Here is a 26,878-nt window from a genome sequence, read left to right as displayed (position 1 = left end):
CGCAATGACCACGCAACGAAGGCGATTGCGCAGAACGCCGACAATTCTCGAAAACTCCACCGTCGGAGCGCAATCCGCGGGCCGAAGGGTTACATGCCTGGTCCGATACCCCATAGGTTGAAACCATGTCATTGGTAGACGTTGTCCTCCTGCCCATCCGCGTCGGGCGCCACATCGCCGAGGCGGTGTTGCACACGGTCACACCGCAGTCGCCCGCGCCGCCTTCGGAGCTGTTCGTCGTCGATGGGATGCCCGAAGGCGTTCCGCCGGCGGCGCGCCGGCCCGAGCCCGCCCTTCCGGCACCGGCCGGATGGCCGTTCGGCGAGGAGTTCCCGCGCACCTGCGGCACCAGCCGCTTCGCCGACGGTGCCCTGTTCTGGACCGACTTCCTCTACGACGACCACGGCGCGACCGGCGTCCCGGTGAGCCTGGGTAAAGGCGGGGCGCCGCCACGCGGCACGTACGTCTACCCCGACGGACCCGCCGCCCGCAACGGCGCCGACATCTTCCGCGTCGCCATCGGCCTCACCGATACCGACACCTGGTGGCGGGTCGACTGGAACACGCTGCTCGACCCGTCCGTCCCCGTCGCACTATTCACATTCGACACCGACCGCGCAACGACAACCACCGACGAATGGCCGGCGAAAGCGGGCATCCGTTCCGCCGGCATCGACCTCGCACTGCTCGTCTCGGCCTCCGGTGCACGGCTGATCGACCTCACCACTCATGCGTCGACACCGGTGGAACACACCGTCGACATGGCGGCTCGCTCCTTCCTCGCCCGGCTTCCGCGCGCCTTGGTGGAGCCGGCAGGCACCTGGACGGTTCGGCTGGCCGCCGGGCTCGCGAACGAGCGGGGAGACGGGTTCGCCGACGTTCCCCTCACCCACGGCGCGAAACCCGGGCAGCCGAACGTCTACAACGTCGCGTTCCGCACCCACGAGCAGGAGAAGGCGCACCTCAACTTCTGGTCCGACCAGGCCCAGGCCGCCGCCCTGTCCCACGGCGACGTGTCCCAGTTCTCGCTTGCCGTTCCGTGGGATGCGCTCGCCGATCACACCGCCACCGACGAGCCCGTCGTCAGGGGCGTCTCCACCCGGTGGTATGTCTCGTCGGTCGAGCTGGGACAGGGCGTCGCCGACACCGCGCCGTTGAGCACCGACCCCACCTTCCTCGGCCGGGTGCAGCCCTATTCGGTGTGCCTTCCCGCGACGTACGCTCCCGGCCGCAAGTTGCCACTGACACTGCTGTTGCATTCACTTGCGCTGGGCCAGAACCAGTTCGCCGCCATCGGTCCGCGGCTGCTTCACCAGATCTGCGAGGACCGGGACTCGGTGGTGGTGACACCGCTGGCCCGCGGTCCCTCGTGCTGGTACCTCGACGAGGGTGAGCTGGACGTGTGGGAAGTCTGGGCGCGCCTGGCCGAGCAGTTGGGCACCGACCCCAACCGCACCGTGATCGCGGGCTACTCGATGGGCGGCTACGGCGCCTACAAACTGGCGCTCGCCTATCCGGAGGTGTTCGCCCAGGCGGTCGTGCTGGCCGGGCCGCCGTCCTGCGGGGTGCGACTGCTGCCCGACGTCGACATCCCGGCAAACCTCGACCCGGACTCGCACTGCGCGCGCGAGGGCGACACGTTGCGGTTGCTCGTCAATGCGCGGTGGCTTCCGTTCGTCATCGCCCACGGCCTGCTCGACGAGTTGGTGCCGGTCTCATCGATGTTGTTCCAGGTGCATGAGCTCGACCGGCTCGCCTACCGCTACCGGTTCACCCTTTATCCGACCGAGGACCACATCGGGTGGGTGTTCAAGGACGAGTTCGACGATCCGGTTTCGCACATGGGCACCGGCCTCCGGCAGGGCGACCCCGGCCATATCACCTTCACGTGGTTTCCGCAGTTGGTGCGGCCCGACCTCGGCATCGGGCCACACCAGGTCTGGTGGCTGTCGGACCTGACGGCCGACCCGGACACCACAGCCACGCGGGGTGCGAGAGCCTCCGTCGACGCGAGGTCTCATGCGCGGCCGGACCCTACGCGCACCACGCAGCGTCGTCGTGGCTTCGAACCGGACCTCGACCTCTCACCCGGCCTGTACACCGAACTCATCTGGAGGATCGGGCCGGCTGTCGCTCCGTTGCCTTCCCTGGCCTTGAACCTCAGCCGCGTCGCAGGGCTCACCATCGACGTCGCCAGGGCCGGGCTTGCCGCGTTGTCGGCATCGACCATCGCCGTGGTGACCGACACGCCCGCGCACATCACGCTGGCCGCGCTGCCACCCGACACGACGGTCCTGCTCGACGGTCGGCCGACCGGTCCGACGGTGGCGGTGCCCGTCGGTCAACACACCATCACGTTGACCCATTGAGGCGTCGGGTCACCGTCTTTCGCGTAAAGCGTCTCCGGAATGGCCGACACGCTGTGAGCATTGCACGATGACGGATCATCACCCCCGATGAAGATGCCAATGACCAACCCGATGCGGCACCCCTTCCGCGTTCCACGCGTCGAGAAGCCGCGCGCCGAAGGTCGCTTCTACCTGCCCACCGGCCGTCGTCTGGGCTTCGCCGAGTTCGGCGACCCATCGGGGGAGCCGGTGCTGTGGTTCCACGGCACACCCGGCGGCAGGCGCCAATTTCCGCTGATCGGCCGTCGCGCCGCCGAGAAGCTCGGCCTGCGTGTGGTCTCAGTGGGACGACCCGGTACGGGCTTGTCGGACCCGCACCCGTATGAGTCGGTGGCCGACTGGGCGACAGACATGGCGCATGTTGCCGAGGCCATCGGCGCTCAGCGACTCGGCATCGTCGGCCTCTCCGGCGGCGGGCCATATGCGCTGGCGTGCGCGGCAGTGCCCCCGCTCAGTGGCCGGGTCGCGGCCGTGGCGGTGCTCGGCGGTGTTGTCCCGTCCGTCGGCCCGGACGCTCTTGCGACCGGCGCCATCGAGTTGGCTCGGCGCTTCGCGGTGCTGCTGCATGCCCTGCGCCGCCCATTGAGCGAGACCGTCAACGTATTGGCGCTGCCGCTGCTGCCTCTGGCGCACTACGCCTGCCAGGCCTACGCCAGCGCGGTTCCCGAAGGCGACCGGCGTGTGCTGCAGGATCCCGAGATGGAGGGCATGTTCATCGACGACCTCGTCCTTCTGGCGAAGGGTCGCTTCCAGGCCATTATCGACGACGCGCGACTCTTCGGGCGCGACTGGGGCTTTCGGCTTTCCGACGTCGCGGCGCCGGTGCGGTGGTGGCACGGCGACGCCGACACCATCGTGCCGCTGTCGCATTGAAGACTTCACGCCGTGCGGGCACGTCACAGCATTTTGGGCTCAGTGCAATTCCGTGACACGCACCCGACACAAATACCTTGTCGCTGCAATGCGGCACCGCGTCACAGCGACCCGCCGAGCCCGTCGATCATCCCCGGCGAAGGTGCTCGACGACCACGGGTGATCGGTCAGCCCCAGAAAAGGCCCTTCTTCCAACTCTTTTCGTTGCCTTCAACGTCGGCCCAGTCCCCTGGCGCGTAGCTGTACGGCTGTTTCGCACCGCCGCGGACGACATCGAGCCCGCCGTCGTTGTGCTTGATGTAGGAATCGCCGAACCGCATGTACTTGTCGGTTGCGCCGTCGCGGAGTGTCACGGTAACTGCCATTGTCGAAGCCTCCAGATGCGCCGGCCAATGGCGGCAAGGGTCAGATCAAAAATGTGAGTGGGATGCCGCGGGCCGCTGGTCAGCGGATCTTCTCGGGGATTGAATTCAGCGCGAGGAGGATCTGCACGGCCAATTCGCCTGCGGCCTCGTTACCGATCTTCGAGTGCCTCTTGATGATGTCCTCGACAAGCTGGACGCGTAGGTCATAGGGCGTGCGGGGCATTGTTGGCGAAGCCATGAATTTTCCTTCATAGTCGAGCATCTTCGCTCGCAACCGAGCGGCCCGATAGTCCTGACGGTACGCCCTTTTCGTCACGTGCGTTGTGTAGCCCGTTGCCCCCCATCACGATCGAGACGACCCGTCCGGCGTCGTCAGTGTCGCCGTGAGTCCAAAGAACAGCAGATCGAGGCCGCGGTCGAGCTCAGCCTCTCCGTCGTAGGTCGCCAGCACCGATGCCAAGGCGCGCACCTGTGGGAACTCGGTGACCGCCAGCCGGTGCAAGCCCAGCCGCAACACATCATCGGTCTCCTCCGGTCGTTCGATCACCTCTTGCAGCTCGGTGAGGATGTGGCCGTGTAGATAGCCGAAGAGCACCCGGTAGATGTGCAGGGCATCTGCCCCGCTGAAGCCGGAGGACGTGAGCAGGGCGACAACATCCTCGAGAGGCCGCAGCATCCCCGGCGGCCGCTGTCCTAATGGAGTCGTTAGCGGCCGAGTCACCAACAACGGCACCACGTTTGGGTGTGTGACGGCTAACCGGCGGAACTCGTGGGCGACGGTGCGCAACTGACTCGCCCAGTCTGGATCGGCCGTATCTACCCGTAGTTGACCGAGCACGATCTCCGCGACACCGTCTAGCAGCGCCGCCTTACCCGGTACGTGTCGATAGAGCACTGTCGGATCCCGGCCCACCTCCTCACTGAGGCGGCGCATCGACAACCCGTCGATACCGTCACGGTCGATGATCCCCAGCGCCGCCTGCAGGATCACTGACCTGTTGACCGGACCGTCGGTTTGGCCGGCGGCCGCGGCGGACGGGTCAATTCTGTCGGCGCCGGAATCCGGCGAGGTCCGCTGTTTCGTCATCGCGCGCAGAACTTCCCTCCAGGTCGCTCATCACGTCTACCGGATGTATGTTAACGCTATGTGTCAACGCTGTTGACTTCGGCACGGAATGAGTGTGTACTGGAGATCTACCAGCAGATGAGAGGCTTCGACCGCTTGTCACCGTTGGTTGGTTGTCTCCTCGTCGCCGCGATCGCGGCGTGCGGAGCAATGCAGGGGCGGCCCGCCCGCAGACCGATGCTTCCGTGTTCGGCTATCACCCCACGGGGTCGACCGGCACGTTGTTCCTCTTTGGGATCGCGGTCGGCGCGGTGGCGTCGCTCCGACTCGAGTCCTGCTGGCGGGGCCACGGCACACCACCGACAGATGCGTTAACCGGCTCGACCAACCTAAGGGAGCCGACATGGTTACCAACTCAGTTGTTTTGATAGTCGTTGCCGCGTTCGCGACACTGGTGCTCGCCCTCGTGGCCTACGCAACACTTACCCATGAGCGCCGCGGCAAGTGCGAAACGATCCGCGATCAAGCGGAGGAGGCCCTGGCGTGCAGCCTGCAGCATCGAGCGACGGCCTATCGAAGCGAAGCAGTCACCTCCCGCGACCAATTGAACGAGCAGAGGGTCCACCGGCTCGTTGGATGACGGCTGCGGAATAGCCACACGGAGCGCCCCCACTGCGAACCTCAAATCAAGGACATGCCATGAATGCTCTGACCGTCTTTTTGGTCGTTACCGCCGTAGTCGCCGTCGTCACCCTCATCGCATTGACGCAATCGGTGAAGGTCGTGACGCAATACCAGAAAGGTGTGTTGTTCCGGCTCGGCAAGGTGGTCGGAGTGAAGGAACCCGGCCTGGCCCTGATCATCCCGGTGATCGACAGGCTGGTACGCGTGTCGCTGCGCATTGTGACGATGCCGATCCAATCGCAGGGCATCATCACCCGCGACAACGTAAGCGTCGATATCTCCGCAGTCGCCTACTTCCGAGTCGTCGACGCGGTGAAATCCGTCATCGCCATCGAGAACGTCGGATCCGCCATCAACCAGATCGCGCAGACGACACTGCGCAAGGTGGTCGGTCAGCACACCCTCGACGAGGCGCTCTCCGAAACCGACGTCATCAACGACAACATCCAGAAGATCCTCGATGTGGCGACCCTCGAGTGGGGCGTGGAAGTCAACCTCGTCGAGCTCAAGGACATTCAATTACCCGAAAGCATGAAACGCGCGATGGCCCGGCAAGCCGAGGCCGAGCGGGAAAAACGTGCCAAAATCATTGCGGCCGAGGGCGAATCGATGGCAGCCGCCGCCCTTGGTCATGCATCGGACACGATGATGGCGCACCCGCTCGCACTGCAACTGCGCAATCTGCAGACGTTGGCCGAGCTCGGAGTCGAGAAGAACACCACAGTGGTATTCCCCGCACCCATGATGAGCGCTATCGGCGAGATCAGCAGCTTCCTCACTCGGGAAACCGCCGCCGCAAAAGAGATCACAACCCCACCCGCCCCGGCCGAATCGCCGGTGATGTCGTGGACGGACGTGGCAACCAGCGGCGAGCCCGCGAACGGTGCGGCTGTAGAACCCGGGCATGCGTGAGCGCGCTCCACAACGCCGAACTACTCGGTCGGGCGGTGTCGGGCGCGCGCGGCGCGGGTCGGGAAGTGCCAGTCTATTTACCTTGTAGCCTTGAAAGATATTGGCGCACAGTTCAATTACTGCTGTAGGGCAGGTCGTACTGTGTCGGACAGTGCCCCTTACGCGCACGGCGAGAAAGCCTGCAGCAGGCTGCGTAACCATTTGGATGGCCTGACGATCCGGCCGTGCGGCGGAGAATTGGGCTATTACGAGAACCCGAGTGAGTGCGGACCACCTGCCGAGATGCGCGAGACGACGGCAGAGCATCGACACCAGGTCATCGACCGAATCCCTGGGGCCCTTTGGGGGTCAGTGGCCACGGCGAGACGGTGTCTGCGGTAACCCCTCGGCACCGCTGGACACCGACCCACCTTCCGAATCCCAGACAGACTCGGCCGAAGCTACTTCCCTCCGTCTGGTTCTGCGACTTACACCTGCACGAAGTATCTCGTTAAGGGTTAACGACTTTCGGGAAACTGCGCGAGGCGAAGCGCCCATGTCAGCATGATTGCCGACAACGCGTTCATCGGATATGTGCGTCATGACTGTGTCTCTCTATCTGCCCGCGGTAACGTGCTTGCGCTGGACTAGGTCTCGGTTTCGGTGCTCTGCGGCGGCACGGAAGCGCCCGGATGCCGGATCGTGGCGCGCCGAAGCCGGCGGTTGTTCATGGGCTCGTCCACCGACTTCTGGTGTTCGAGTTGGCGGATCAGCTCTCGCTTCGCTTCGGACAGCGCGTGGTCGATGTCCGGGTTCTCGGCGACCGCTATCAGCGGCTGATGGCCAGGCAGGATAGTGCGCAATGTGACGCGCTGTTCCTTGCCGCCGCGGTCCTGCAGGGAGACTTCTAAGTCCACATCACTCGGATCCCACCTTCCCAGGTGGGGCCCGAGCGCTGACAACATGTCGACTATGTGCGCACGTTCCCTCGCCACGAAGCCGGCGCCGACATGTATCGCGTTCTCGCGAAGGGTGTTTCGTTGTTGGTCGTCATATTTAGTCATCGTGGTTCCCGACTGCTCGGAACTTCACGTCACCGGTGACCGGGACCGCCGTCATCGGCGTTCCGTCAAAATCGACAGACCAGGTCCCGTACATCACCGAAGGTGCAGGCTGAAGTTGCCGATCCCCACGCATCTGTTCGCCGCCGCGCGTGGACATCCTGTCCTGCATACCCACCATCGAATGGTCGGGGCGCACTAACCACGCTGCGCGAGAGTCACCCAGCCGGGTTGCGTTGTACGTGTTCATATGATCCGTTCTCCTTTAGATAACGGGTGGCCATGCGAGCGCTCCGGGGTGTCCGGCGTGGTCACCGCTATGCGATGGTCTGAAACCCGTTTAGGCGGATTGAGCGGGAAGCGCATCGATGTGGACGGCGAACGCATAGCAACGGCGCCGCCCCGCGGTTCCCAGACTAGGTCTTCAGTAAACGCGCTGACAGACCACTTGTCAACAATGTTGGCCAACACTGTTACCGATCGCACTGCGTCGGGTTGGTCGTCCCAACTCTCAACTCCCGAGCTCAGCAAGCAGCTCACGCAGTTCCCACGCGATGTCGGCACGCACCGCCGCGCTGGACTTCGACCTCATCGCACGGCTTCGTGCCGCCGTCCCGGTACGTCGGCACACTTCTCAACCTCCGCTTCACCGCCGGTTCGCGCCCACCTCGACGCCGATGCAGAAGTCAACGACCCCCGCCGCTATCTCGCCCTGGCGCATGCGCGATCACCGACGCGGTGGCCGCTATGGTCACCGCGATCGATGGCTGATCGCCTACGACTATCCGTCGTCGCCCACCTCGACCACGTGGACGTGCACGCCTGCCGCCTCGATGAGCTCCAACTGCCCACTATCGGCCGTCGAGTCGGTCACGAGATGGTCAATTTCGCTGAGCGGCACCATCTTTGCGAGCGTGACCTTGCCGATCTTCGAGCCGTCGACGGCGACGACGACTTGTTGCGCATTGGCGGCCATCGCGATCGCTGTGCGGGCCTCGGCCTCGTCGAACGTGGTCGCGCCCACCTCCGCCGACATCCCGTCAGCGCCGAGGACCGCCGTGCCCACGTTGATCACCTGGAACGCTTGCTCCGACATCGGCCCCACCGCCTCCATCGAATTCGCCCTCACCAGGCCGCCCGTCATGATCACCTTCATGTGAGCGTCCACAGCACAGTCCGCCGCGATCGTCAGCGAGTTCGTCACGATCGTCATCTGCGGCCGCCCCTTCAGCGATCGCGCCACCTCCCCCGTCGTCACCCCACCCGTCAGCGCCACCGCCTGCGGGCCCGCCGGCACCAGCGCCGCCGCGTGCTGCGCGATCCGCCGTTTGATCGCGACCATCCGATGATCCCGCAGCCGCACCGGGATCTCACTTCCGCTGGGGTCCAGCGCCCTCGCTCCGCCATGCGTTCGCACCAACAGCCCCTGCTCCTCGAGTTCGCCCAGATCGCGGCGGAGCGTCGCCGCCGACACCCGAAACTCTTTTCGCAACACTTGCGAGTCGACCTCGCCGCGCTCGCGCAGAAGTGACAGCACCTCACGCATCCGGTCGGTTCGCCTGATCGACATGACGGCGACTCCTCCCAATCAGTGCAAACGATCAATTTTAGTGATCACTTGGCGGCTATCCGTTGCGCACTATGAGCGAGCTTCTCATTATCGACGAATGTTGCATACGTTCGGCCGCCGGGTCGCCGGGTGACATCGGTCGCCACCGCGCAGGCCCCTCGACGGGTCAACTGGCTGGCCGACACGATCAGCCGGCACAAAGCCGGCGAAGTCGTCGGGATCTACTCCGTCTGCTCCGCCCACCCGACCGTCGTGGAGGCCGCCATGGTGCAAGCCGCCGCCGACGGCAGCTATGTCCTCATCGAGGCCACCTCGAATCAGGTCGACCAATTCGGCGGCTATACCGGCATGCGTCCTCCCGAGTTTCGCGACCTCGTGCTCGCCATCGCCGACCAACGCGGGTTCCCACGTGACCGCGTCGTCCTCGGCGGCGATCACCTCGGTCCCAACCGCTGGCAACGCGAAACCGCCAGTGCCGCAATGGACAAGGCTGAGACAGTCATCGCCGCCTACGTCGAGGCCGGCTACGCCAAAATCCACCTCGACTGCTCGATGTCCTGTGCCGACGACCCGACAGTCCTCGACGACGAGGTCGTCGCGCAGCGAACCGCCCGCCTGATGCTCGTTGCCGAGGACACCGCCCACCGCACCGGCGTCGGCGCACCCATGTACGTCATCGGGACCGAGGTGCCCGTCCCCGGCGGCGCCCACGAGACCCTCGGCGTCCTCACCCCGACCCCCGCCGACCGCGCCCGGCGTACCGTCGCGGCCCATCGCAAAGCCTTCGCCGACTCCGGACTGGACCACGTCTGGCTCCGCGTCATGGCACTGGTCGTGCAGCCCGGCGTCGAGTTCGACCACCTCCACGTCATCGACTACCAGCGCGACGCCACAGCCGAACTGAGGCGCGTCCTCGACGACGAGGACCACCTGGTCTTCGAAGCGCACTCCACCGACTATCAGCGGCCCGCGCAGCTGCGCGAACTGGTGGAAGACCACTGGGCCGTGCTGAAGGTCGGCCCCGCCCTCACCTTCGCGATGCGAGAAGCCCTGTTCGCGTTGGCCCTCATCGAGAACGAGCTCGTTGCACGGCCATCGCGGTCCAACCTGATCGAGGTCGTCGAGCGGAGGATGCTCGCCAACCCCGAATACTGGCAGGGCTACTACGAGGGCGACCCGCTCACCCAGCGCACCGCCCGGCGCTACAGCTACAGCGACCGGCTGCGCTACTACTGGGCCGACGACGAGGTCGACGCCGCGCGCCGGACCCTTCTGCAGAATCTCGACCGCACCGGTATCCCGATGCCACTCATCAGCCAGTTCCTCCCCTACCAGTACGACCGGATCCGCGCCGGTGACCTCGAGCCCAACCCGCAGGCCTTGGTCATCGATCGGATCCGCGACGCGATGCGCCCCTACGCCCGAGCCGTGTCTGGAGTGACCGAATGACCGATTCACTGCCCGCCCAGAAAGACGGCGGCGCAACGATTGTCGAGATCGGCCAGCAGCCCGACGTCTGGCGCGAGGTCTCGCAGAGCGCCGATGGCGCAGCCAAAGAGTTCCTGCGTGACCTCACCGGCCGCGCCAATATCCGGATCATCCTGACCGGGGCGGGTAGCTCCGCCTTCATCGGCGACATCGCGGCGCCCGTGCTCCGGCGTCATCTCGGGCGACGCGTCGAGGCCATACCGACCACGAGCATCGTCGCCAGCCCGCTCGACTACCTGGAGCCCAACACCCCGACGCTGATGGTGTCGTTCGGCCGCTCCGGGAACAGCCCGGAAAGCCTCGCCACCACCGCATTGGCCGACGAACTCGTCGACGACATCTGGCATCTCGTCCTCACCTGTGACCCCGACGGTGAATTGGGCCGGGCGCACAGCGGCCGCGCCAACTCGCGCGTCGTGTTCATGCCGGAACGCACCAACGACCGCGGGTTCGCGATGACGTCGAGCCTGACCTCGATGCTGTTGACAAGCCTGCTGCTGCTCGGGCCGGCTACCGCCGACAACGGTGAGGCGCTCGCCGCCGCGGCCGAGCACGTCGCCACTCTTCAGCCCGACATCGCCGCCCTGGCGCAGACCAAAAAGCAGCGGTTCGTCTACCTCGGCAGCGGACCGCTGGAAGGACTCGCACACGAGTCCGCGCTGAAGATGCTGGAACTGACTGCGGGCGAAGCTGTCACCTACTTCGACTCCCCGCTGGGATTCCGGCACGGGCCGAAGTCCGCGCTCGACGCCGACACGCTCGTCGTCGTCTACGTCTCCACTGACCCGTACACCCGTCGCTACGACCTCGACATCATCGCCGAGATCCGCGCCCAGCTCGGCCAGGACGCAGTCGTCGTGCTCAGCGCCGAGCCGATCCCCGAAACCCACGGTCCCGCTGTAATATTGCCGGGCCTCGACGGTTTCGACGACGCTCTTGTCGCACTCCCGTATCTGGTGTTCGCTCAGTACCTCGCGCTGTTCACCGCGCTGGAACACCGCAAGACACCGGACAACCCGTTCCCCTCCGGTGAGGTCAACCGCGTCGTGCAGGGCGTCACTATTTATCCGATGGCGAAGAGCGGAGCGTAGGCATGGCCTTTTATCTCGGAGTCGACGGCGGGGGCTCGAAGACCGCGTTGGCGCTCATCGACGACACCGGAGGGGTCGTCGCCCGCGCGACCGCGCCGACGTCCTACTACTTCAACGACGGCTTCGACGTCGTCGAAAAGGCCCTCGCGCAAGGCGTTACGGACATCTGCACCCAGGCCGGAATCGCACCGGCGGATATCGATGCGGCCTTCTTCGGACTTCCCGGCTACGGCGAGGCCAGCGGTGACATCGAGCAACTTGACGCCGTGCCGGCCGGTGTGCTCGGCCACGACCGGTACAGCTGTGACAACGACATGGTCTGCGGCTGGGCCGGCTCGCTCGCCGGCGAGGACGGCATCAACGTCATCAGCGGAACCGGGTCGATGACCTACGGCGAGCGCCAGGGCGTCGGCCACCGGGTCGGCGGCTGGGGTGAGCTCTTCGGCGACGAGGGTTCGGCGTATTGGATTGCCACGCAGGGGCTCAACGCGTTCTCCCGGATGAGTGACGGCAGGCTGCCGCACGGTCCGCTGCTTCAACTCATGAAGGACCGCCTGCAGGTCGCCGGTGACCTGGACGTGGTCAGCCTGGTCATCGACACGTGGAAGGGGAACCGCAGCAAGATCGCCGCCCTGGCCACCACGGTCTGCGAAGCCGCACGCACCGGTGACGAGGCGTCGGCGCGCGTCCTGTCCGCAGCGGCCGATGAGCTTGTCACGCTGATCGAAACGACCCGCGCGCTCGTCGGGTTCACCGAGCAGGAAACCGTCCCGGTGTCGTATTCGGGCGGAATGTTCAGCGACGACGGCTTCCGCACCCTGTTCGTCACCGCGCTGCAGGGCGCACCCGCCAAGTACGACCTGCAACGCCCGCGGCTCGACCCGGCGCTGGGCGCCGCGCTGTACGCCGCCAAGCACAGCGGACGTCCGTTGAGTCCGGATGCCGTGCAACACCTTTCCGACACAACCAGACGAGGTGAACCATCGTGACTGAGACCACTGCCGCCACCGGACAGACCCGCAGCTGGATTTTCTACGCCGCTCTGCTCATCCTGTTCTGGGGCGTCTGGGGCGCGTTCTCTGCCCTGCCCTCCACGAAGTACGGCTATCCCGACGAGATGATCTACAGCATCTGGGCGCTGACCATGATCATCCCGGCCGCGTTCATATTGCGCGGCCAACGCTGGGACCGTCGTCCTGCCGCAACGATCTACGGCCTGATCATCGGGCTCACCGGTGCCGGCGGCCAATTGATCTTGTTCCAGGCGCTCACAATGGGGCCCGCCTACCTCATCTTCCCGATCGTCTCGATCTCCCCCGCAATCACCGTGATCATGGCGATGGTGCTTCTGCGCGAGCGGATTTCACCGCTGGCCGTCGTCGGCCTCGTCCTGGCACTGGCGGCAATCGTCATGTTCACCATCACCGGCGGCGGATCCGAGGGTTCGCACGGGCCTTGGCTTCTGCTGGCGATCCTGATCTGCGTGGCGTGGGGCGTACAGGCGTACTTCATGCGCAAGACCGCGACGATCGGCGTCAACGAAGCAACCACGTTCGGATGGATGACCATCAGCGGGCTGCTCCTGATCCCGGTCGCCCTGATCTCGCTCGGCGGCATCCCCACCGACTTCCCTTGGCAGGCACCCGCGTTGACGGCGATCACGCAGGTGCTCAACGCCGTCGGCGCCCTGTTCCTCGTGATGGCCCTCGCCCGCGGCAAGGCCTCCATCGTGGCGCCCACCACCAACGCCCTTGCACCCGCGCTCACCGTCATCATCTCGCTGATCGCCTACCAGACGCTGCCCACTCCCTACGGCGCGATCGGCATCGTGCTGGCGCTTGTCGGCTCGACGTTGATGGTTTACAGCGACGAGAAGCGCGGCGAGGCCCTCACCGAGGCAGTCGTCGCCGACGCGCCCGCAACCACCGAACAGCGGCCGGTGCAGTGAAACCCACCGTCGTCATCATCGGCGCGGGCAGCGTCGAGTTCACCCGCGAACTGCTCGGCGACATCCTGTCCTTCCCTGAGCTGAGCTCGACCAGGGTGGTGCTGCACGACATCGACGACGAACGGCTGGAGACGGCGGAGGCGATCGCCCGCGCCACCGCCCGCGCGGCCGGCGCCGAACCCGAGGTAGTGGCCACCCGCGATCGCCGCCGGGCACTCGACGGTGCGGACTACGTCATCAACGTCATCGCGGTCGGCGTACACGAGGCCACCGTGCGCGACTTCGAGATCCCGGCGCGCTACGGGCTGAACCAGACCATCGGTGACACGATCGGCGTCGGCGGAATCTTCCGCGGCCTGCGCACCTTTCCCGTCCTGGCCGACATCGCCCGCGACATGGCGGAGGTGTGCCCCGACGCCTGGTTGCTTAACTACACCAACCCGATGGCCATGAACATCTCGTTCCTGCATGCGGTCGCCCCGCGGCTGAAGGTGCTTGGCCTGTGTCACTCCGTGTACTGGACGATGGTCGGCCTGTGCGAACTCGTCGACGTGCCCTACGACGACGTGTCCTACTGGTCGGCCGGCGTGAACCACCAGGCGTGGGTGCTGCGGTGGGAGCGCCGCGGCGAGAATCTCTATCCGCTACTGGACGAGCGCATCGCCGCCGATCCGGAACTGCGCAGGCGTGTCCGGGTCGACATGTACCGGCGGCTGGGTTACTACCCCACCGAAACCAGCGAACACAGCAGCGAATACGTGCCGTGGTACCTGCATCATCCCGACGAGATCGAGCGGCTGCGCATCAACGTCGGCGAGTACATGTCGATCAGCGAAGCCAACGTGGCCGAGTATCACAGAGTACGAAAGGAATTGGCCGACACGCAGTCGCTGGCAATCGATACCAGTTCCACGGAGTACGCCCCGCAGGTGATCCACTCCCTGGAGACCGGGACACCGCGGGTCATCTCGGCCAACGTCGTCAACGACGGGCTGATCACCAACCTGCCCGACGGCGTGGCGGTCGAGGTGCCCTCACTGCTGGACTCGCTGGGTTCACACCCGATGAAGGTGGGCGACCTTCCGCCGCAGTGCGCGGCGCTCAACAGGAGTTTTCTGGGGCCGGTCGACCTCACGGTGCGCGCGGCTGTCGACGGCGATCCGCGTCTGGTGCGCGCGGCGGCCATGGTGGATCCGAACACCGCCGCGACGCTGACCGTCGATCAGATCTGGAGACTGTGCGACGACCTGACCGCTGCGCACGGCGACCTGCTACCCCCATCGCTGCGCTCCACCCTCGCCCGAGATTTCGCCAACTAAGGAGTGTCCGCCGTGATTCGACGCAGGTTGTGTATCCCCCTGGTCGCCGTCCTCGCCTTCGTCCTCGCCGCGTGCGGTGGCGGCGGCGACTCGTCGTCCGGCCCCACCGAGATCGCGGTGTGGCACGGCTACCAGGACACCGAGGGCGACGTCTTCAAGGGCCTGATCGACCAGTACAACAAGGACCATCCGGACGTCAAGGTGTCCGAGTTGTACTCCTCCAACGACCTCGTGCTGCAGAAGGTTCTCACCGCGGTCCGGGGCAACAGCGCACCGGACGTCGCCTACATGTTCGGGTCCTGGTCGCCGAACATCGCCAAGATCCCGCAGGTCGTCGACATGAAAGACGAAGTGTCGAAACCGGATTGGAAGTGGGACGACTTCTATCAGGCCGAGCGGGATGCCACAAAGGTCGGCGACAAGGTCGTCGGCGTCCCCGCACTGGTGGACAACCTCGCGATCGTCTACAACAAGAAGCTGTTCGCCGACGCCGGTGTCGCGCCGCCGACGCCGAACTGGACCTGGGACGATTTCCGCGCGGCGGCCGCCAAACTGACCGACCCCGCCAAGGGCCAGTTCGGCTGGCTGATCCCCGCCGACGGCAGCGAAGACACGGTCTGGCACTACATTCCGATGCTGTGGGAGGCCGGCGGCAACATCTTGACACCGGACAACACCAAGGCCGCTTTCAACTCCGAGGCCGGTGTCAAGGCGCTGACGACGCTGCAGCAGATGGCGGTCGACGACAAGTCGCTCTACCTCGACACCACCAACGAGAACGGGCCGAAACTGATGAACAGCGGCAAAATCGCGATGTTGGTCACCGGCCCGTGGGATCTCAGCTCGCTGTCCGACATCGACTACGGCGTGCAGGTGATGCCCACCTACGCCGGTTCGAACGGCGGACACCAGACCATCGCCGGCCCCGACAACTGGGTGGTGTTCAACAACGGCGACAAGAGGAAGCAGGCGGCCATCGACTTCGTCAAGTGGCTGACGGCGCCCGAACAGGTCAAGGCGTTCTCGCTGGGCACCGGCGACCTGCCGATCCGCGCGTCCGTCGGTGATGACAAATCCGTCCTGGACGAGCTGAACAAGAATGTGCCCGGCACCGCGGAGTTCGTGGCGAACCTGAAGAACGTCAAGACCGTCAGGCCGCAGGTCGAACAGTATCCGGCGGTTTCGGAAGCGCTCGGCCAGGCGATCGTGGCGGTCATGCTCGGCAAGGACCAGCCTGCGGCCGCCCTGAACTCCGCCGCCCAAGCCGCCGACGCGAAGCTGGCCGAGAAGTAGGCCGATGCCTGCATTGCTTCGGCGGCTGAGCCGCACCGACAGTGTGTCCGGGTGGGCGCTGGTGAGCCCCGCGGTCATCCTGATCGGGATCTTCGGCCTGCTGCCGGTGCTCATGTCGCTGCAGTTGTCGTTCCAGAAGTCCGACCTGCTCACACCGGAGACACCGTGGGTCGGCTTCGACAACTACCGGAAGCTGGCCGACGACCCGGTCTTAGTCGAGGCGATCAAGCACACCATCATCTACACGGCGTTGTTCGTGCCCGCCACGATGCTCGTCGGGCTGTTCGTCGCCGCCGCGCTGAACCGCTCGGTGCGTTTCATCTCGGTCTACCGCACAGTCGCCTACATCACCATGGCGGTGTCGACCATCTCGCAGGGCATCATCTTTTTGTGGCTGACCGACCGGGACTACGGGCTGGTCAATGCGGCGCTCAACGCCGTTGGCGCGCCGTCGCAACCGTTCCTGGCCTCACCGACGCAAGCGCTGTACGTCGTCGTGGCGATGACGATCTGGGGCTGGACAGGCTTCTCGGTCATCGTGTATCTGGCCGCGCTGCAGGGTGTTCCGGCGGAACTGCACGAGGCGGCCGCGATCGACGGAGCGAGTGCGTTCACCCGGTTCCGCACCATCACCGTGCCGCTGCTCGGGCCCGCGAACCTGTTCCTCGTCGTGTGGCTGACGATCAACGCGCTGCAGCTCTTCGACGAGGTGTACGTCACCACCAGGGGCGGCCCACTGCGCGCCACCACCGTCGTCGTCTACTACCTGTGGGACCGGGCGTTCGTGCAGTTCGACGCCGGGTATGCCGCGGCGATGGCCTACGCGTTGTTCGTCGTCATCCTGGTGATCACCGCCGTGCAGTTCCGGATCGCCCGTAGGCACGTGCACTCGTGACGACCACACAGCTGCCGCCCACCGAAACGACTGCGCCGCATACCGAGTCGCCGCGCCGGCGCCGTCGGCTGCGGCTGCCGTTCAGCCCGTGGCATCTGGTGCTGATTCCGGTGACGTTCATCTTGATCGTCCCGCTGCTGTGGATGCTCGTCACCTCCCTGGAGACCGAAGGCGAGGCGAACCGCTTCCCGCCGGTGCTGTTCCCCGAGAGTCCGCGGTTCGCGAACTACTCCGAGGCGTGGGCAGCGGCACCGTTCGGGCACTTCTTCGTCAACAGCGCGTTGGTGACGCTGGTGGTGCTCGTCAGCAACCTAGTGGTCTGCAGCCTCGCCGGTTACGCCTTCGCGCGCGTTCGATTCCTCGGGCGCGGAGCACTTTTCGTCACTTTGATGGCGACGCTGATGGTGCCGTTCCAGGTTACGATGATTCCGGTCTTCCTCATCGTCAAATGGTTCGGCGACAACGTGTGGGCGGGGCTGGGCATCGACCACATCGGCGCCCTGATGCTGCCGAACCTCGCGACGGCGTTCGGTATTTTCTTCCTGCGCCAGTTCTTCCTGACGGTCCCCGTGGAACTCGAGGAGGCGGCCCGGGTCGACGGGACGTCACGCATCGGTGTGCTTTTCAGGATCATACTGCCGCTGTCGCTGCCGGCGCTGTCGACCTTGGCGGCGCTCACCGTTCTCACGTCCTGGAACGACTTCCTGTGGCCACTGATCGTCATCACCTCGCAGGATCAGATGACGATCCCGTTGGGGCTCAGCTATTTCCAGGGTGCCCACCGGGTCAAGTGGCCGCTTCTGATGGCGGCCAACGTCATGAGCCTGTTGCCGATGCTGCTCGTGTTCATCGGAGCGCAGAGGTATTTCGTTCAATCCGTTGCGAGCACCGGGCTGAAGGGCTGATCGTGGCAGCCACGACGTCGAGAAAGGAGTTGCGTTGGCGGAAGTAGAGTTCCATGACGTGACGCGCCGCTACCCGGGTGGGGTGCTGGCGCTCAACGATTTCAACCTGACCGTGTCGGACGGAGAATTCCTGATCCTCGTCGGACCGTCGGGGTGTGGGAAGAGCACCGCGCTGCGACTGCTCGCAGGTCTCGACAAGCCGACGTCGGGAGAGATCAGGATCGGCAGCACCGTCGTCAACGGCCTGGCTCCCGGGCAGCGCGACATCGCGATGGTGTTCCAGAACTATGCGCTTTATCCGCATATGTCGGTCTACCGCAATCTGGCCTACGGGCTTCGGCAACGCAAGACACCGCGCGCCGAGGTGGATCGACGCGTACGCGAGACGGCCAAGCTGCTGGAGATCGACCAGCTGCTCGACCGCAAGCCCGGCCAGCTTTCCGGTGGCCAACGCCAGCGTGTCGCCATGGGACGCGCGCTCGTCCGTCAGCCCCAGGCGTTCCTGCTCGACGAACCGCTGTCGAATCTCGACGCGAAACTCCGCAACCAGGTCCGCGGCGACCTGAAGCGGCTGCACCGTGAAGTTCCCGTCACATCCATCTACGTCACCCATGACCAGGTGGAAGCGATGACGCTCGGCCATCGGCTGTGTGTGATGGCGGGCGGCGAGGTGCAACAGATCGGAACCCCCGACGAGATCTACAACCATCCGGCGAACACGTTCGTCGCGGCGTTCATGGGCAGTCCGCCGATGAACCTCATTCCGGCGGACGTTCGGTCCGGAGTCCTGCACGTCGGGAGCACGGTCGTGACGGCGGTTCCATCACCGGACGGTCCGGTCACGGTCGGCGTGCGCCCCGAGCATCTGCGACTACACAGCCGCTACGCCCAGGGCATGGTGCCTGCGCGCGTCGATTTCACCGAACCGCTGGGCAGTCACGTCTTGGTGACGGCGCTGGTGGAGGCGCAGAACGACTCGTCGTCCGGATCCGCGGCGACGCGGGTGGTGCTTCAGGCACCGGCAGGCACCGACTACGACGCCGGAACCCGGATCGGGCTCGAGATGCCGCCGGAGTCCACGTACTTCTTCGACGCCGATACCGGCGATGTCCGACGCAGTCAGGAGCGCATCGCGCTCTGAGCGGCCGTCAGCCGCCGAGCTCAGCGAGCAGCTCACGCAGCGGCACGGTCGCGATGCCGATGGCCGCGTCAGCGATCCCGTAGGGAATCACCAACGCCTCGCCGTGCACGAGTCCACCGCAGGAGTAGACGACGTTCGGGACATAACCGTCCTGTTCGTCGGCGGCTGGGCTCAGCAGCGGCCGCCGCAATTGTCCGATGATGCGGGTCGGCTCCTCGAGATCGAGCAGGATCGCCCCGATCCGGTAGGTACGCATCGGGCCGACGCCGTGCGTGAGCACCAGCCACCCAGCCTCGGTTTCGATGGGCGGTCCGCAGTTACCGAGCTGCAACGCCTCCCAGGCTTGCGTGGGCTGCTGACATGGGACGGAGTCTGGCCAAATGAACGGATCATCGGCATAGGCAACAGAATTCGATTCGCGGTCTGACCGCGACATGGCGGCAAAGCGTCCGCGGATCCGACGCGGGAATAGTGCCAGGCCCTTGTCGGACGCGGCGTTCCCAGCCATCGGCGTGGACGTGAACGACTGGAAATCCGCCGTCTCCAGGAGCTGCTGGCTGACGTGGGTTCCGCTGTAGGCCGTATAGGTGGCATAGAACGTGACCGACCCGTCGTCGTCGACGAAGCGGACGAAGCGCGCGTCCTCCATACCCGCCGCTTCGGCGCCCATCGCCGGGTGCAGGACCCGCTCGGAGAGCGGTATATCGTCGGCGAATGCGACGGCGTAAAACCGCTCGGCGACGGCCCGAATCAGCGAAATCGTCTGCTGCGCACGGCCGCGGGTGCTCATGTGTGTCTGAAGCGTGTCGAGTTGTTCGTCGAGGTCGGCTCTGGTGAACCTGTCGCCCAGTGCATCGAGAACGTAGTCGGCAGCCTCGCCAGCGTCGCGAAGCCGCGCCAGCTCACTGCGGAACACGGAAGCGTCGAGGAGCGTCGTCCCGACCGTTCCGACGGTGGCGAACCGGGCCGGAGGGTCGACCGTAACGCCGCCCTGCGCGTCGACCACGCCCGTCCGAAACCCGATGGATGACCGGTGCCCTTCGCCGATACCTCGAACGCTCATCACGAATCGCAGGCTGCCCGCGGCCGTTCCCACCTGATCCGGATGGGCGACGACGCTCGGATTGCACAATGCCGCAGCCTCGATGGCGTATTCACTGGTAAATGTGGCTCCCAGCAACAACATTCGTGGCAGCGACCGATGAATGTCGGCATCCAGGCGATCGGCGAGTTCACCGGCATGCCGGTGGAAGGTGCCGACCAGGTCTCGGTGCCGCCCGTCGAAGCGCGTGACGACATCATCCAACGATGAACGCACCTCATCCTCGTCGAGGGCAAGGATGCGTCTCAGCACGGCTCCCGCCCGGGAATCCTGGTGCTCGAAACCTTCCTGCCCGGGGACAAAAAGTCGGGTGATGACCCTCGACGGATCGGCGGCGAGGCGCTGCGGGCTACGTGTGACGAGCCCGTCCTGCACCGAAGTCATTGAGGCACAACGGAGAAACGCTGAGCCTGCTGCAATGTCGAGATCACAGCCAGAGTCGACTCAGCGCCCTGGTTCTGGTTCACCCCGTCAGCGAGAAGTCCATCGAACCCGCCGCCGGTCTCCGAGTCCCACATGACCTGTCCTGAGTCGTTGGCACCCTGGAACCAAGCGGCAGCGGCCGCGACACCATCGGGCCAGGTCGCAGCGGCGTCGACGGCGGCGGCACGCGCACACGCATCGGCCAATGCGGCCACCTCGATTGGCTGCTGGTCGAAAGCGGGCCTGACATCGTCGACCCCTCTGCCGGCCGCCGGGGTGGGAGACAAATGGCCGTCAGCCGATTCGAAGTCGAGCAGCCAACCCAAAAGATCCAGCCCACGCTGCTGCAATGCCGTGGCTTCAAGCGCAGCTCCCGCAGCGATCATCGCCTCGGGAAGCACCGCGTTCGCGTAGGCCAGTCGCGGCTCAGGCCAAGGCCAAGAGCTGTCGCCATTAGGCGCGGCGAGCGACACCGCATAGTCGGTGACTAGCTTGCGCGCGGCGGCGTGCTCGGGGTCGACGGCGAGAAGCTCAGCGGCTCCCAGTGCGGCGTAAGCCATCGCACGCGGCGATGTCGACCGTGTCTGCGCGGCGCGCCCGAACTGGATCACCGCCAACTTTCGAACAATGCCGACGTCACTGTGAGCGGCGGCCGTACCGAGCCCCCATAAACACCTGCCCCAATGGTCCCCCGTGGTCGGCTCGTCGGCCCAACTGCCGTTGCGGTTCATCCGATTTCGGCAGCCACCGCTGTAGGCTTGCGCCTCGTTCAAGAAACGCACTGCGATCCCGGCGAGACCCTTTACCGGGCCGTCGGCGTCGGGTTCTCGGGTGGCCACCACAAGAACGCGGGCCATGTCGTCGGTGCAGTAGCCGTGCTCGGGCCGGGGTTCGGCGAAGCACGCATGCTCGAAGGTGCCGCTACCGTCGGTCAGGCGCAGCAGATGGTCGAACTTGGGAGGCGACGACGCGGCGGTCATACCAGCACCCGCCGGTCGGCGAGGAGCTTGTCCGCCAGACTCAGGTATGCGCTCGCCACCACCGGCCACGCCATCTCCGGCGCCAATCGACGGGCCTCCGCAGCCATGGAGCCCGCGAGACGCGGCTGCGTCAGCACTCGGCGCAGGGCAGACGCCATGGCGTCCGGATCGTCGTGGTCGACGACGATGCCGGCTCCAGTACCGAGGAGCTCGACAGCGTGCGGGAACGCGGTGGCCACAACTGGCCTACCGCACGCGATCGCGTCGACCAGGACACCAGAAGTGACCTGATCGGTGGAGTCATAGGGCAGTACGACGACCGCCGCGGACTGAATGAGGGCAGGTAACTTCGACGCGCCCCAGTAGCGGGAGTCGAAGGTCACAGAATCGGCTACGCCACTGCGGCGGGCTTGCTCCATTCGGGCATCGCGATATGCCTCGCCATCGCCGGAAAGCACCTTCGGGTGCGTCCGGCCGGCGACCAGATACCTTGGGCGGCCGGGCAGGTCCTTCAATGAACTCATCGACTCGATCACCCGCTCCACACCCTTCCCAGGGCCTAATAGTCCCCACGTCAGGAGGGTGGGCCGACTCGGACGCTTCAGAGCCGGGCCGCTCGTGATGGCCGCGCCGTGCGGGATCGTGGTGACCTTACGGCGGTCCACGTCGAATCCGAGACACAACCGCTGTCTCGCAGCCTCGGACATGACGACCACATGATCCGCCATCGCCGCGATCGCTTCCAGAACCGAACGCTGGTGTGGCGTCGGATCTTTGAGGACTGTGTGGGCGACGACGATCGATGGCACAGATAGCCCCTCGATGACGTCCACCACGTCGTCTCCGTCGACACCACCATAGATTCCGTACTCATGCTGAATAACGGCGACGTCGTTCTGGTTCAGCAGCTCGGAGCTCGCACCAACGGAGGTCGCCGAACCGCTGTCCAGCTCCCCAATCACCCGCTCGCTCGAGGAACGTGCCCCGTCGTCGGCCACGCGTACGACACTCACATCGGCGCCATTCGCGCACAAGGCGTCGGACAGGGCAGCGGTGAACGTGGCCAGTCCGCAATGCGTCGGCGCATAGGTACTGAGGATGCCGACACGAGCAGTTCGGGAAAACCTTTGCCCCTCAACAGGATCGAGAATCGACGTATAGGGGGACGGACTGGTTGGAAAGAAGGGTTGAGCGCTCAAGGTAATCCCGATTGACGGTTGTTTCCTGCGTGCCCGGCATGAGCGGTTGCTCGGCGATCAGCGGAAGACGGCGAATGCGTTCCGGACTGGCTGGGTTACCAACGCCTCAACGGTACACCTAAAACGGCTAACCGCGACGTCGGGGAGTCCCACGCGAAGAGCTTTCAGAGGCGCAGAATTCGAACGGGGATCAGGTGCTCGACGATTTCGGCGAGTGAGTCGGCTGGTAGGGCACCGAACTTCGGCTCAATCGGCCGTTGCCGCGCCCGGTACGCGTCGCGTAATCGTGTCCTCGATGAGTGCGCGCAGGGCGGGTACGTCGTCGAGCAGGCGGTCGAGGTCATCGCGGTCGATATGCAGCACTTCGGCCCGCCCGGTCGTCGTCACCGTTGCACCGCGCAACTTGCCGCGCCTGAGCGCCGATTCGCCGATCACCTCTCCCGACTTGACCGTCGCGATCTTGTCCGAGCCGACGTACACCGCCGCCTCACCGGTAAGCAGGATGTAGCAGGCGTCCGACACGGTCTGCTCACGGATCAGCGGCCACGGCCCCGACGTCGACGTGCGATGCGACGCCTGGACGACGCGCTTCAGATCGTCTTCGGAGAACTTCGCGAAGCCCTCGAACTCCCGTAGCTGCCGTACGTCCTCTGCCTCTTGCCCGGTGATGGCGCGGGCCTTCTCACGGGCGACCTGACGCTCGCTCATAGTGCTCTCTCCCCGATTCCGACGGATCCGATAACCGGAGCGTAGCGAGAAACCGCCTCCCGTCTGCGCAAACCGCAAAACCTGGCCCTGGCCGTCGCCTGCGCTACGACAGTCCGACGGCCTGAGCAGCTGCCGTCGCCACGTCTCCCCGCAGCTTTGAGGCCGGTGGACTGCCCCTCGTATGGATGGAATTCGTCAGCAGAACCACATAGGTATCCGAGCCCGGATCTACCCAGATGCTGGTGCCCGTGAATCCGGTGTGGCCGAAGCTGCCGATGGGAAAGACCTCTCCTCGCGGCGTCGACTGACCGGTGTCGATGTCCCAGCCGAAGCCGCGCAGGTTCTGTCCCCTGATCGCCGGATACCGCGGCGCCAGCATCGGGTCCGACGTCCTCGGCGTATTTGCGATTGCCTCTCGGTTCGCTTCATTCGCCGCCTCGACTTGCCCAGCGCTATGCCCGGGCTGCTGCGGACTCGTCATCAACTCGACGGTCGCCTGCGTCAGCGGATACGTGCTCGGCCGGCCCGCCAGCCGGTCGAGCAGCGCCTGCGCATAGACGCCGACATCGTGTGCCGTCGAGAACACACCCGCATGCCCGGCCACTCCGCCCATCCGCCGCGCCGTCGTGTCGTTCACCGAGCCCCGCAGCAGATAGTCGAGGTCGGGATTCTTGCCCGGGTCTCCCCTGTTCTCCTCGTCCCTCGCCGTCGGCGCGATTCGTGACAACAGGCTGATGCTCCATGTGTCTGCCGGGCACCCAGCAGGCGCGAATCCCGCTGTCTCAGGCGCCCAAGCCAGCGCCGCACCCCTCATCACGTGCGGACCACACACCTTGCTCGCGGGCAGATAGCGGGTCTCATTCATGCCCAGGGGGGCAAAGACGTTCTGCTGGACGTAGTCGTCTTCCGTCTCGCCCGTGAGCTTCTCGACGATCGCGCCCAGCAGTACGAAGTTGATGTCGGAGTAGCGAACGCCTGCGCCCGGTGTCGACTCCAACGGCGTCGCCAGCGCCCGATGAAAACCTTCTGCTCTGTCGATTTGGCCTAGGCCCCATGGATCCTTGAGCTCGACGTCACCCGTTTCGCCCGACGTGTGCGTGAGCAACATGCGCACCGTCACCTGTGCCCGCACGGGATCGTTCGCCGGGTTGAAGTCCGGCAGATACTTCTGCACCGGATCGTCGAACTTCACCTTGCCCTGCTCGTACAGCTGCATGACGGCGGGCGCGGTGGCGAGCGGCTTCGTCAGCGACGCCATGTCGAAGATCGTGTCCTCGGTCATCGGCTCCGCCGGTGTGGGCGAGCCATCCAACCCCGGCTCCGCCGCGAGCTTCCGCTCGCCGTACGCCTGGTGAAAGACGACTTTGCCGTCGTGCCCGACCAGAACCACGGCACCGGGCAATTCGTTCGCCGCGATAGCGCGGTTGATCAAGTCGGAGACTTTGTTGAATGCCGGGTCAGGAGGCGCCTCTGGCGGCAACGTCGTTGTGGGAACCGGCGCGGGTGCCTGCACGACCTGGGCCTGCGGTGTCTGCTCGGCGGTGGTTGGGGGCGGTGCATCCCCGCGTGAGCAAGCCGTAGCGAGTGCGAGCACGGCAGCGCCAACCGCGATGCTCTTTCCCGCAGACGCCTTGCCGAACATGACGCTCAATCTTGTCACTGCTCGGCGGCGAGGGGTTACGGGGACAACACCGGCGTCGTCGCGGGCGCCTGAACGGCACCGCCACCTCCGCTGGAGGATCCGCTTCCACTGCTGGAGGACCCACTGCCGCCCGACGGCGCCTCCGGTATGACGGGAGCTGGTGCAGGAGCCAGCGCCGGCGCGGGTGCGATCGCAGGCGCGGGTGCGATCGCGGGAGCCGGCGCGATTGCCGGTGCCGGTGCCACGGGAGCGGGTGCGGGTGCGGGGGCCGGCGCCACCGGCGCAGGCGCTGGCTGGGGCGCGAGAGCAGGCGACTTGTAGGCGGGCGCCGGCACGGGTTCGGGCTGTGGCTCCGGTTTCGGCGCCGGGATGACCGACGACGGCGTCGTCGTGGTCGTCGTGGTCGTTGTGGGACTCGTCGTGGTGGTGGTCGGCGACGTGGTGGTCGTCGTCGGCCACGGCCACGACGGCCTGGGGAACGGGTTCCATGGCGGGAAAACGTCCGGGGGAACCGGGACGGGCGGCACCTCAGGAGCCGGAATCACAGGCGCCTGCCCAGGCACCGCCGGCGGGGCCACCGGCACGTTGTCGATCGCCGGGCCCCGGTTGATAGGAACCCTGGGCAGCGCCGGAGCCGCGGGCGGCGGCGACACCACCGCCATCGGCAGGGCGACCGGATCCGGCTCGTGCGGCACCGCAGGCAGGTAACGCCCCGGCACCGTCTCCGACTGGATGGCCGGTACCGGCTGCGCTTGCACGTCGGCGACCGGCCGGATGGTGACCGCCACCGTGACGGCCAGCGTCGCGAAACTGATCAGCACGAACCCCAGCGCACTGCCCATCATCAGTGTCCTCGGCGGTGGCGGCGCGATCACCGCGGTGTACGGCGCCTCATCGTCCTGCTCCGGAACGAACTCCTCGAGCGAGTCGGCGGACATCTCGTAGGAGTCCGGCTCGTCCAGCGAGTAGGCCAGCAGCGGCCCGACTGCTCCATCAGAAGCCGGTGCCATCTGTGTCGCGTCGGCGGCGGCCGGTGCCATCTGCGTCGCGTCGGCGGCGGCCGGTGCCATCTGCGTTGCGTCGGCGGCGACCGGCGCCATCTGCGTCGCATCCCAAGCGGCCGGCGCCATCTGCGTCGCGTCGGCGACAGCAGGCGCCATCTGCGTCGCCGCGCCCGCCGGGGCGAAACCGGGATCGTCGGCCGTCTGCGCGGCACCGCGCGCGATCGCGAAGCCGGGATCCGCCGGCACCTCCACCGGTGTCGTCGAACGAAGCTCGGCCGCAACGGAATTCAGGTCCAAGCGCTGCCCCACCAGCATCACCCGGGTGGTCGCCTGCGGCGCCTGCGCCAGCACGGCGGCACACGCGGCGGCCGCACCGGCCGAGCCGATGGGCACCGACGCCAGCACCGACGCCGACTCTGTGTCCGCGCCGATCACCGTCAGCGACACGGTGTTTTCGGCCGACAGCAGCAACGCGGCGTCCGCGCCGACTCTGCGGGCCAGCGCCGCGGCCGCCTCGCTCTCCGTCACCACGTCGACGTTCTGCACACCCGCGTTCGACACGGTCATGCGCAAGGTCTCGGCCTCCGACGCGTCGGGCAGACAGAGCCGTGTCGCAATCACCCGGTTACCCGAGTCGGCCACCGCACGGTAGGTGCCGACAATGGTGTCGGCGAGGTCGGTCGCCGCGTCGCCGGTCAGGTCGAGCGCATACTCGTCGAACACCTGGCCGCTCGAGGCGGACGAACCGATCAGCGCCAGACGCGCCACCCGTCCGGTGACCGCCACCCCGAGGACTACGTCCACAGGTTCACTCCTTGCCTC

24 protein-coding genes are annotated in these 26,878 nt (G+C 66.0%); 13 read left to right on the top strand and 11 right to left on the bottom strand.

The genetic code is table 11. The features are described 5' to 3' along the window. The first annotated feature begins 125 nt into the window (after positions 1–125). On the top strand, positions 126–2,369 hold the full coding sequence (locus QOC76_RS25585) for an alpha/beta hydrolase-fold protein (protein ID WP_526361713.1): 2,244 nt from the start codon (positions 126–128) through the stop codon (positions 2,367–2,369). A 93-nt stretch (positions 2,370–2,462) separates the two neighbouring features. Next, positions 2,463–3,281, top strand: a complete 819-nt coding sequence (locus tag QOC76_RS25580) for an alpha/beta fold hydrolase (RefSeq protein WP_526361757.1) — start codon at positions 2,463–2,465, stop codon at positions 3,279–3,281. A 167-nt stretch (positions 3,282–3,448) separates the two neighbouring features. Here the strand turns inward: QOC76_RS25580 and QOC76_RS25575 are convergent, their stop codons facing one another. The 3 genes from QOC76_RS25575 to QOC76_RS25565 all read right to left on the bottom strand — a co-directional run bounded on the left by QOC76_RS25575 (position 3,449) and on the right by QOC76_RS25565 (position 4,733). Next, complete coding sequence (locus QOC76_RS25575; RefSeq protein ID WP_526361711.1) at positions 3,449–3,646, bottom strand: hypothetical protein; 198 nt, start codon at positions 3,644–3,646, stop codon at positions 3,449–3,451. A gap of 79 nt (positions 3,647–3,725) precedes the next feature. Beyond that, positions 3,726–3,884 (bottom strand): DUF6307 family protein, encoded by a 159-nt coding sequence (locus QOC76_RS25570; protein WP_526361709.1) that lies wholly within the window; start codon positions 3,882–3,884, stop codon positions 3,726–3,728. Positions 3,885–3,989: 105 nt separating this feature from the next. After that, the gene (locus tag QOC76_RS25565; RefSeq protein WP_526361707.1) at positions 3,990–4,733 is read right to left on the bottom strand and encodes a TetR/AcrR family transcriptional regulator; all 744 of its coding nucleotides are present in this window, start codon (positions 4,731–4,733) and stop codon (positions 3,990–3,992) included. Positions 4,734–5,115: 382 nt separating this feature from the next. Between QOC76_RS25565 and QOC76_RS25560 the strand changes: the two genes are divergently transcribed. Further along, the gene (locus QOC76_RS25560; RefSeq protein WP_526361705.1) at positions 5,116–5,352 is read left to right on the top strand and encodes a hypothetical protein; all 237 of its coding nucleotides are present in this window, start codon (positions 5,116–5,118) and stop codon (positions 5,350–5,352) included. Between the two features lie 59 nt (positions 5,353–5,411). Continuing rightward, positions 5,412–6,308 carry a slipin family protein gene (locus tag QOC76_RS25555; RefSeq protein ID WP_526361703.1) on the top strand — a complete coding sequence of 299 codons (897 nt, stop codon included), beginning with the start codon at positions 5,412–5,414 and terminating at the stop codon, positions 6,306–6,308. Between the two features lie 626 nt (positions 6,309–6,934). On the opposite strand, the gene QOC76_RS25550 is transcribed toward QOC76_RS25555, so the two are convergent. Both QOC76_RS25550 and QOC76_RS25545 read right to left on the bottom strand, forming a co-directional pair. Continuing rightward, a complete protein-coding gene (locus QOC76_RS25550; protein WP_526361701.1) occupies positions 6,935–7,351 on the bottom strand; it encodes a hypothetical protein in 417 nt (138 codons plus the stop codon). Positions 7,352–8,129: 778 nt separating this feature from the next. Further along, positions 8,130–8,918 (bottom strand): DeoR/GlpR family DNA-binding transcription regulator, encoded by a 789-nt coding sequence (locus QOC76_RS25545; RefSeq protein ID WP_526361699.1) that lies wholly within the window; start codon positions 8,916–8,918, stop codon positions 8,130–8,132. Positions 8,919–9,047: 129 nt separating this feature from the next. Between QOC76_RS25545 and QOC76_RS25540 the strand changes: the two genes are divergently transcribed. The 9 genes from QOC76_RS25540 to QOC76_RS25500 are packed head-to-tail and all read left to right on the top strand — an operon-like array spanning position 9,048 to position 18,998. Further along, complete coding sequence (locus QOC76_RS25540) at positions 9,048–10,367, top strand: D-tagatose-bisphosphate aldolase, class II, non-catalytic subunit (protein ID WP_526361697.1); 1,320 nt, start codon at positions 9,048–9,050, stop codon at positions 10,365–10,367. Next, positions 10,364–11,497, top strand: a complete 1,134-nt coding sequence (locus QOC76_RS25535) for an SIS domain-containing protein (RefSeq protein ID WP_526361695.1) — start codon at positions 10,364–10,366, stop codon at positions 11,495–11,497. Before QOC76_RS25540 ends, QOC76_RS25535 begins: the two co-directional genes overlap by 4 nt. Before the next feature lie 2 nt (positions 11,498–11,499). Beyond that, positions 11,500–12,486 (top strand): N-acetylglucosamine kinase, encoded by a 987-nt coding sequence (locus tag QOC76_RS25530; protein ID WP_526361693.1) that lies wholly within the window; start codon positions 11,500–11,502, stop codon positions 12,484–12,486. After that, positions 12,483–13,445 (top strand): EamA family transporter, encoded by a 963-nt coding sequence (locus tag QOC76_RS25525; protein WP_526361691.1) that lies wholly within the window; start codon positions 12,483–12,485, stop codon positions 13,443–13,445. Before QOC76_RS25530 ends, QOC76_RS25525 begins: the two co-directional genes overlap by 4 nt. Further along, positions 13,442–14,764, top strand: coding sequence for an alpha-glucosidase/alpha-galactosidase (locus QOC76_RS25520; protein ID WP_526361689.1), 1,323 nt, complete (start codon positions 13,442–13,444; stop codon positions 14,762–14,764). Before QOC76_RS25525 ends, QOC76_RS25520 begins: the two co-directional genes overlap by 4 nt. 12 nt (positions 14,765–14,776) lie before the next feature. After that, positions 14,777–16,057 (top strand): ABC transporter substrate-binding protein, encoded by a 1,281-nt coding sequence (locus QOC76_RS25515; protein WP_526361687.1) that lies wholly within the window; start codon positions 14,777–14,779, stop codon positions 16,055–16,057. Positions 16,058–16,061: 4 nt separating this feature from the next. Continuing rightward, on the top strand, positions 16,062–16,952 hold the full coding sequence (locus QOC76_RS25510; protein WP_526361685.1) for a carbohydrate ABC transporter permease: 891 nt from the start codon (positions 16,062–16,064) through the stop codon (positions 16,950–16,952). Beyond that, on the top strand, positions 16,949–17,857 hold the full coding sequence (locus QOC76_RS25505) for a carbohydrate ABC transporter permease (protein ID WP_526361683.1): 909 nt from the start codon (positions 16,949–16,951) through the stop codon (positions 17,855–17,857). The genes QOC76_RS25510 and QOC76_RS25505 overlap by 4 nt, the downstream gene beginning before the upstream one ends. A 34-nt stretch (positions 17,858–17,891) precedes the next feature. Beyond that, positions 17,892–18,998 (top strand): ABC transporter ATP-binding protein, encoded by a 1,107-nt coding sequence (locus QOC76_RS25500; RefSeq protein ID WP_526361681.1) that lies wholly within the window; start codon positions 17,892–17,894, stop codon positions 18,996–18,998. Positions 18,999–19,005: 7 nt separating this feature from the next. Here the strand turns inward: QOC76_RS25500 and QOC76_RS25495 are convergent, their stop codons facing one another. From QOC76_RS25495 to QOC76_RS25470, 6 genes are all read right to left on the bottom strand, one after another. Next, positions 19,006–20,484 carry a glycoside hydrolase family 130 protein gene (locus tag QOC76_RS25495; RefSeq protein ID WP_526361679.1) on the bottom strand — a complete coding sequence of 493 codons (1,479 nt, stop codon included), beginning with the start codon at positions 20,482–20,484 and terminating at the stop codon, positions 19,006–19,008. Then, positions 20,481–21,503, bottom strand: coding sequence for a glycosyltransferase (locus tag QOC76_RS25490; protein ID WP_526361677.1), 1,023 nt, complete (start codon positions 21,501–21,503; stop codon positions 20,481–20,483). The genes QOC76_RS25495 and QOC76_RS25490 overlap by 4 nt, the downstream gene beginning before the upstream one ends. After that, complete coding sequence (locus tag QOC76_RS25485; protein WP_526361755.1) at positions 21,500–22,654, bottom strand: glycosyltransferase; 1,155 nt, start codon at positions 22,652–22,654, stop codon at positions 21,500–21,502. The genes QOC76_RS25490 and QOC76_RS25485 overlap by 4 nt, the downstream gene beginning before the upstream one ends. A 294-nt stretch (positions 22,655–22,948) precedes the next feature. Continuing rightward, positions 22,949–23,410 carry a cyclic nucleotide-binding domain-containing protein gene (locus QOC76_RS25480; RefSeq protein WP_526361675.1) on the bottom strand — a complete coding sequence of 154 codons (462 nt, stop codon included), beginning with the start codon at positions 23,408–23,410 and terminating at the stop codon, positions 22,949–22,951. Between the two features lie 103 nt (positions 23,411–23,513). Continuing rightward, positions 23,514–25,052, bottom strand: a complete 1,539-nt coding sequence (locus QOC76_RS25475) for a serine hydrolase domain-containing protein (RefSeq protein WP_526361753.1) — start codon at positions 25,050–25,052, stop codon at positions 23,514–23,516. 35 nt (positions 25,053–25,087) lie between these two features. After that, a complete protein-coding gene (locus QOC76_RS25470; RefSeq protein WP_526361673.1) occupies positions 25,088–26,860 on the bottom strand; it encodes a DUF7159 family protein in 1,773 nt (590 codons plus the stop codon). Positions 26,861–26,878: the final 18 nt, after the last annotated feature.

Source organism: Mycobacterium sp., assembly GCF_032159565.1.
GTDB lineage: Bacteria > Actinomycetota > Actinomycetes > Mycobacteriales > Mycobacteriaceae > Mycobacterium.
Note: the sequence above shows the minus strand (reverse complement) of the source record. Positions and strands in the feature narration are given on the sequence as shown.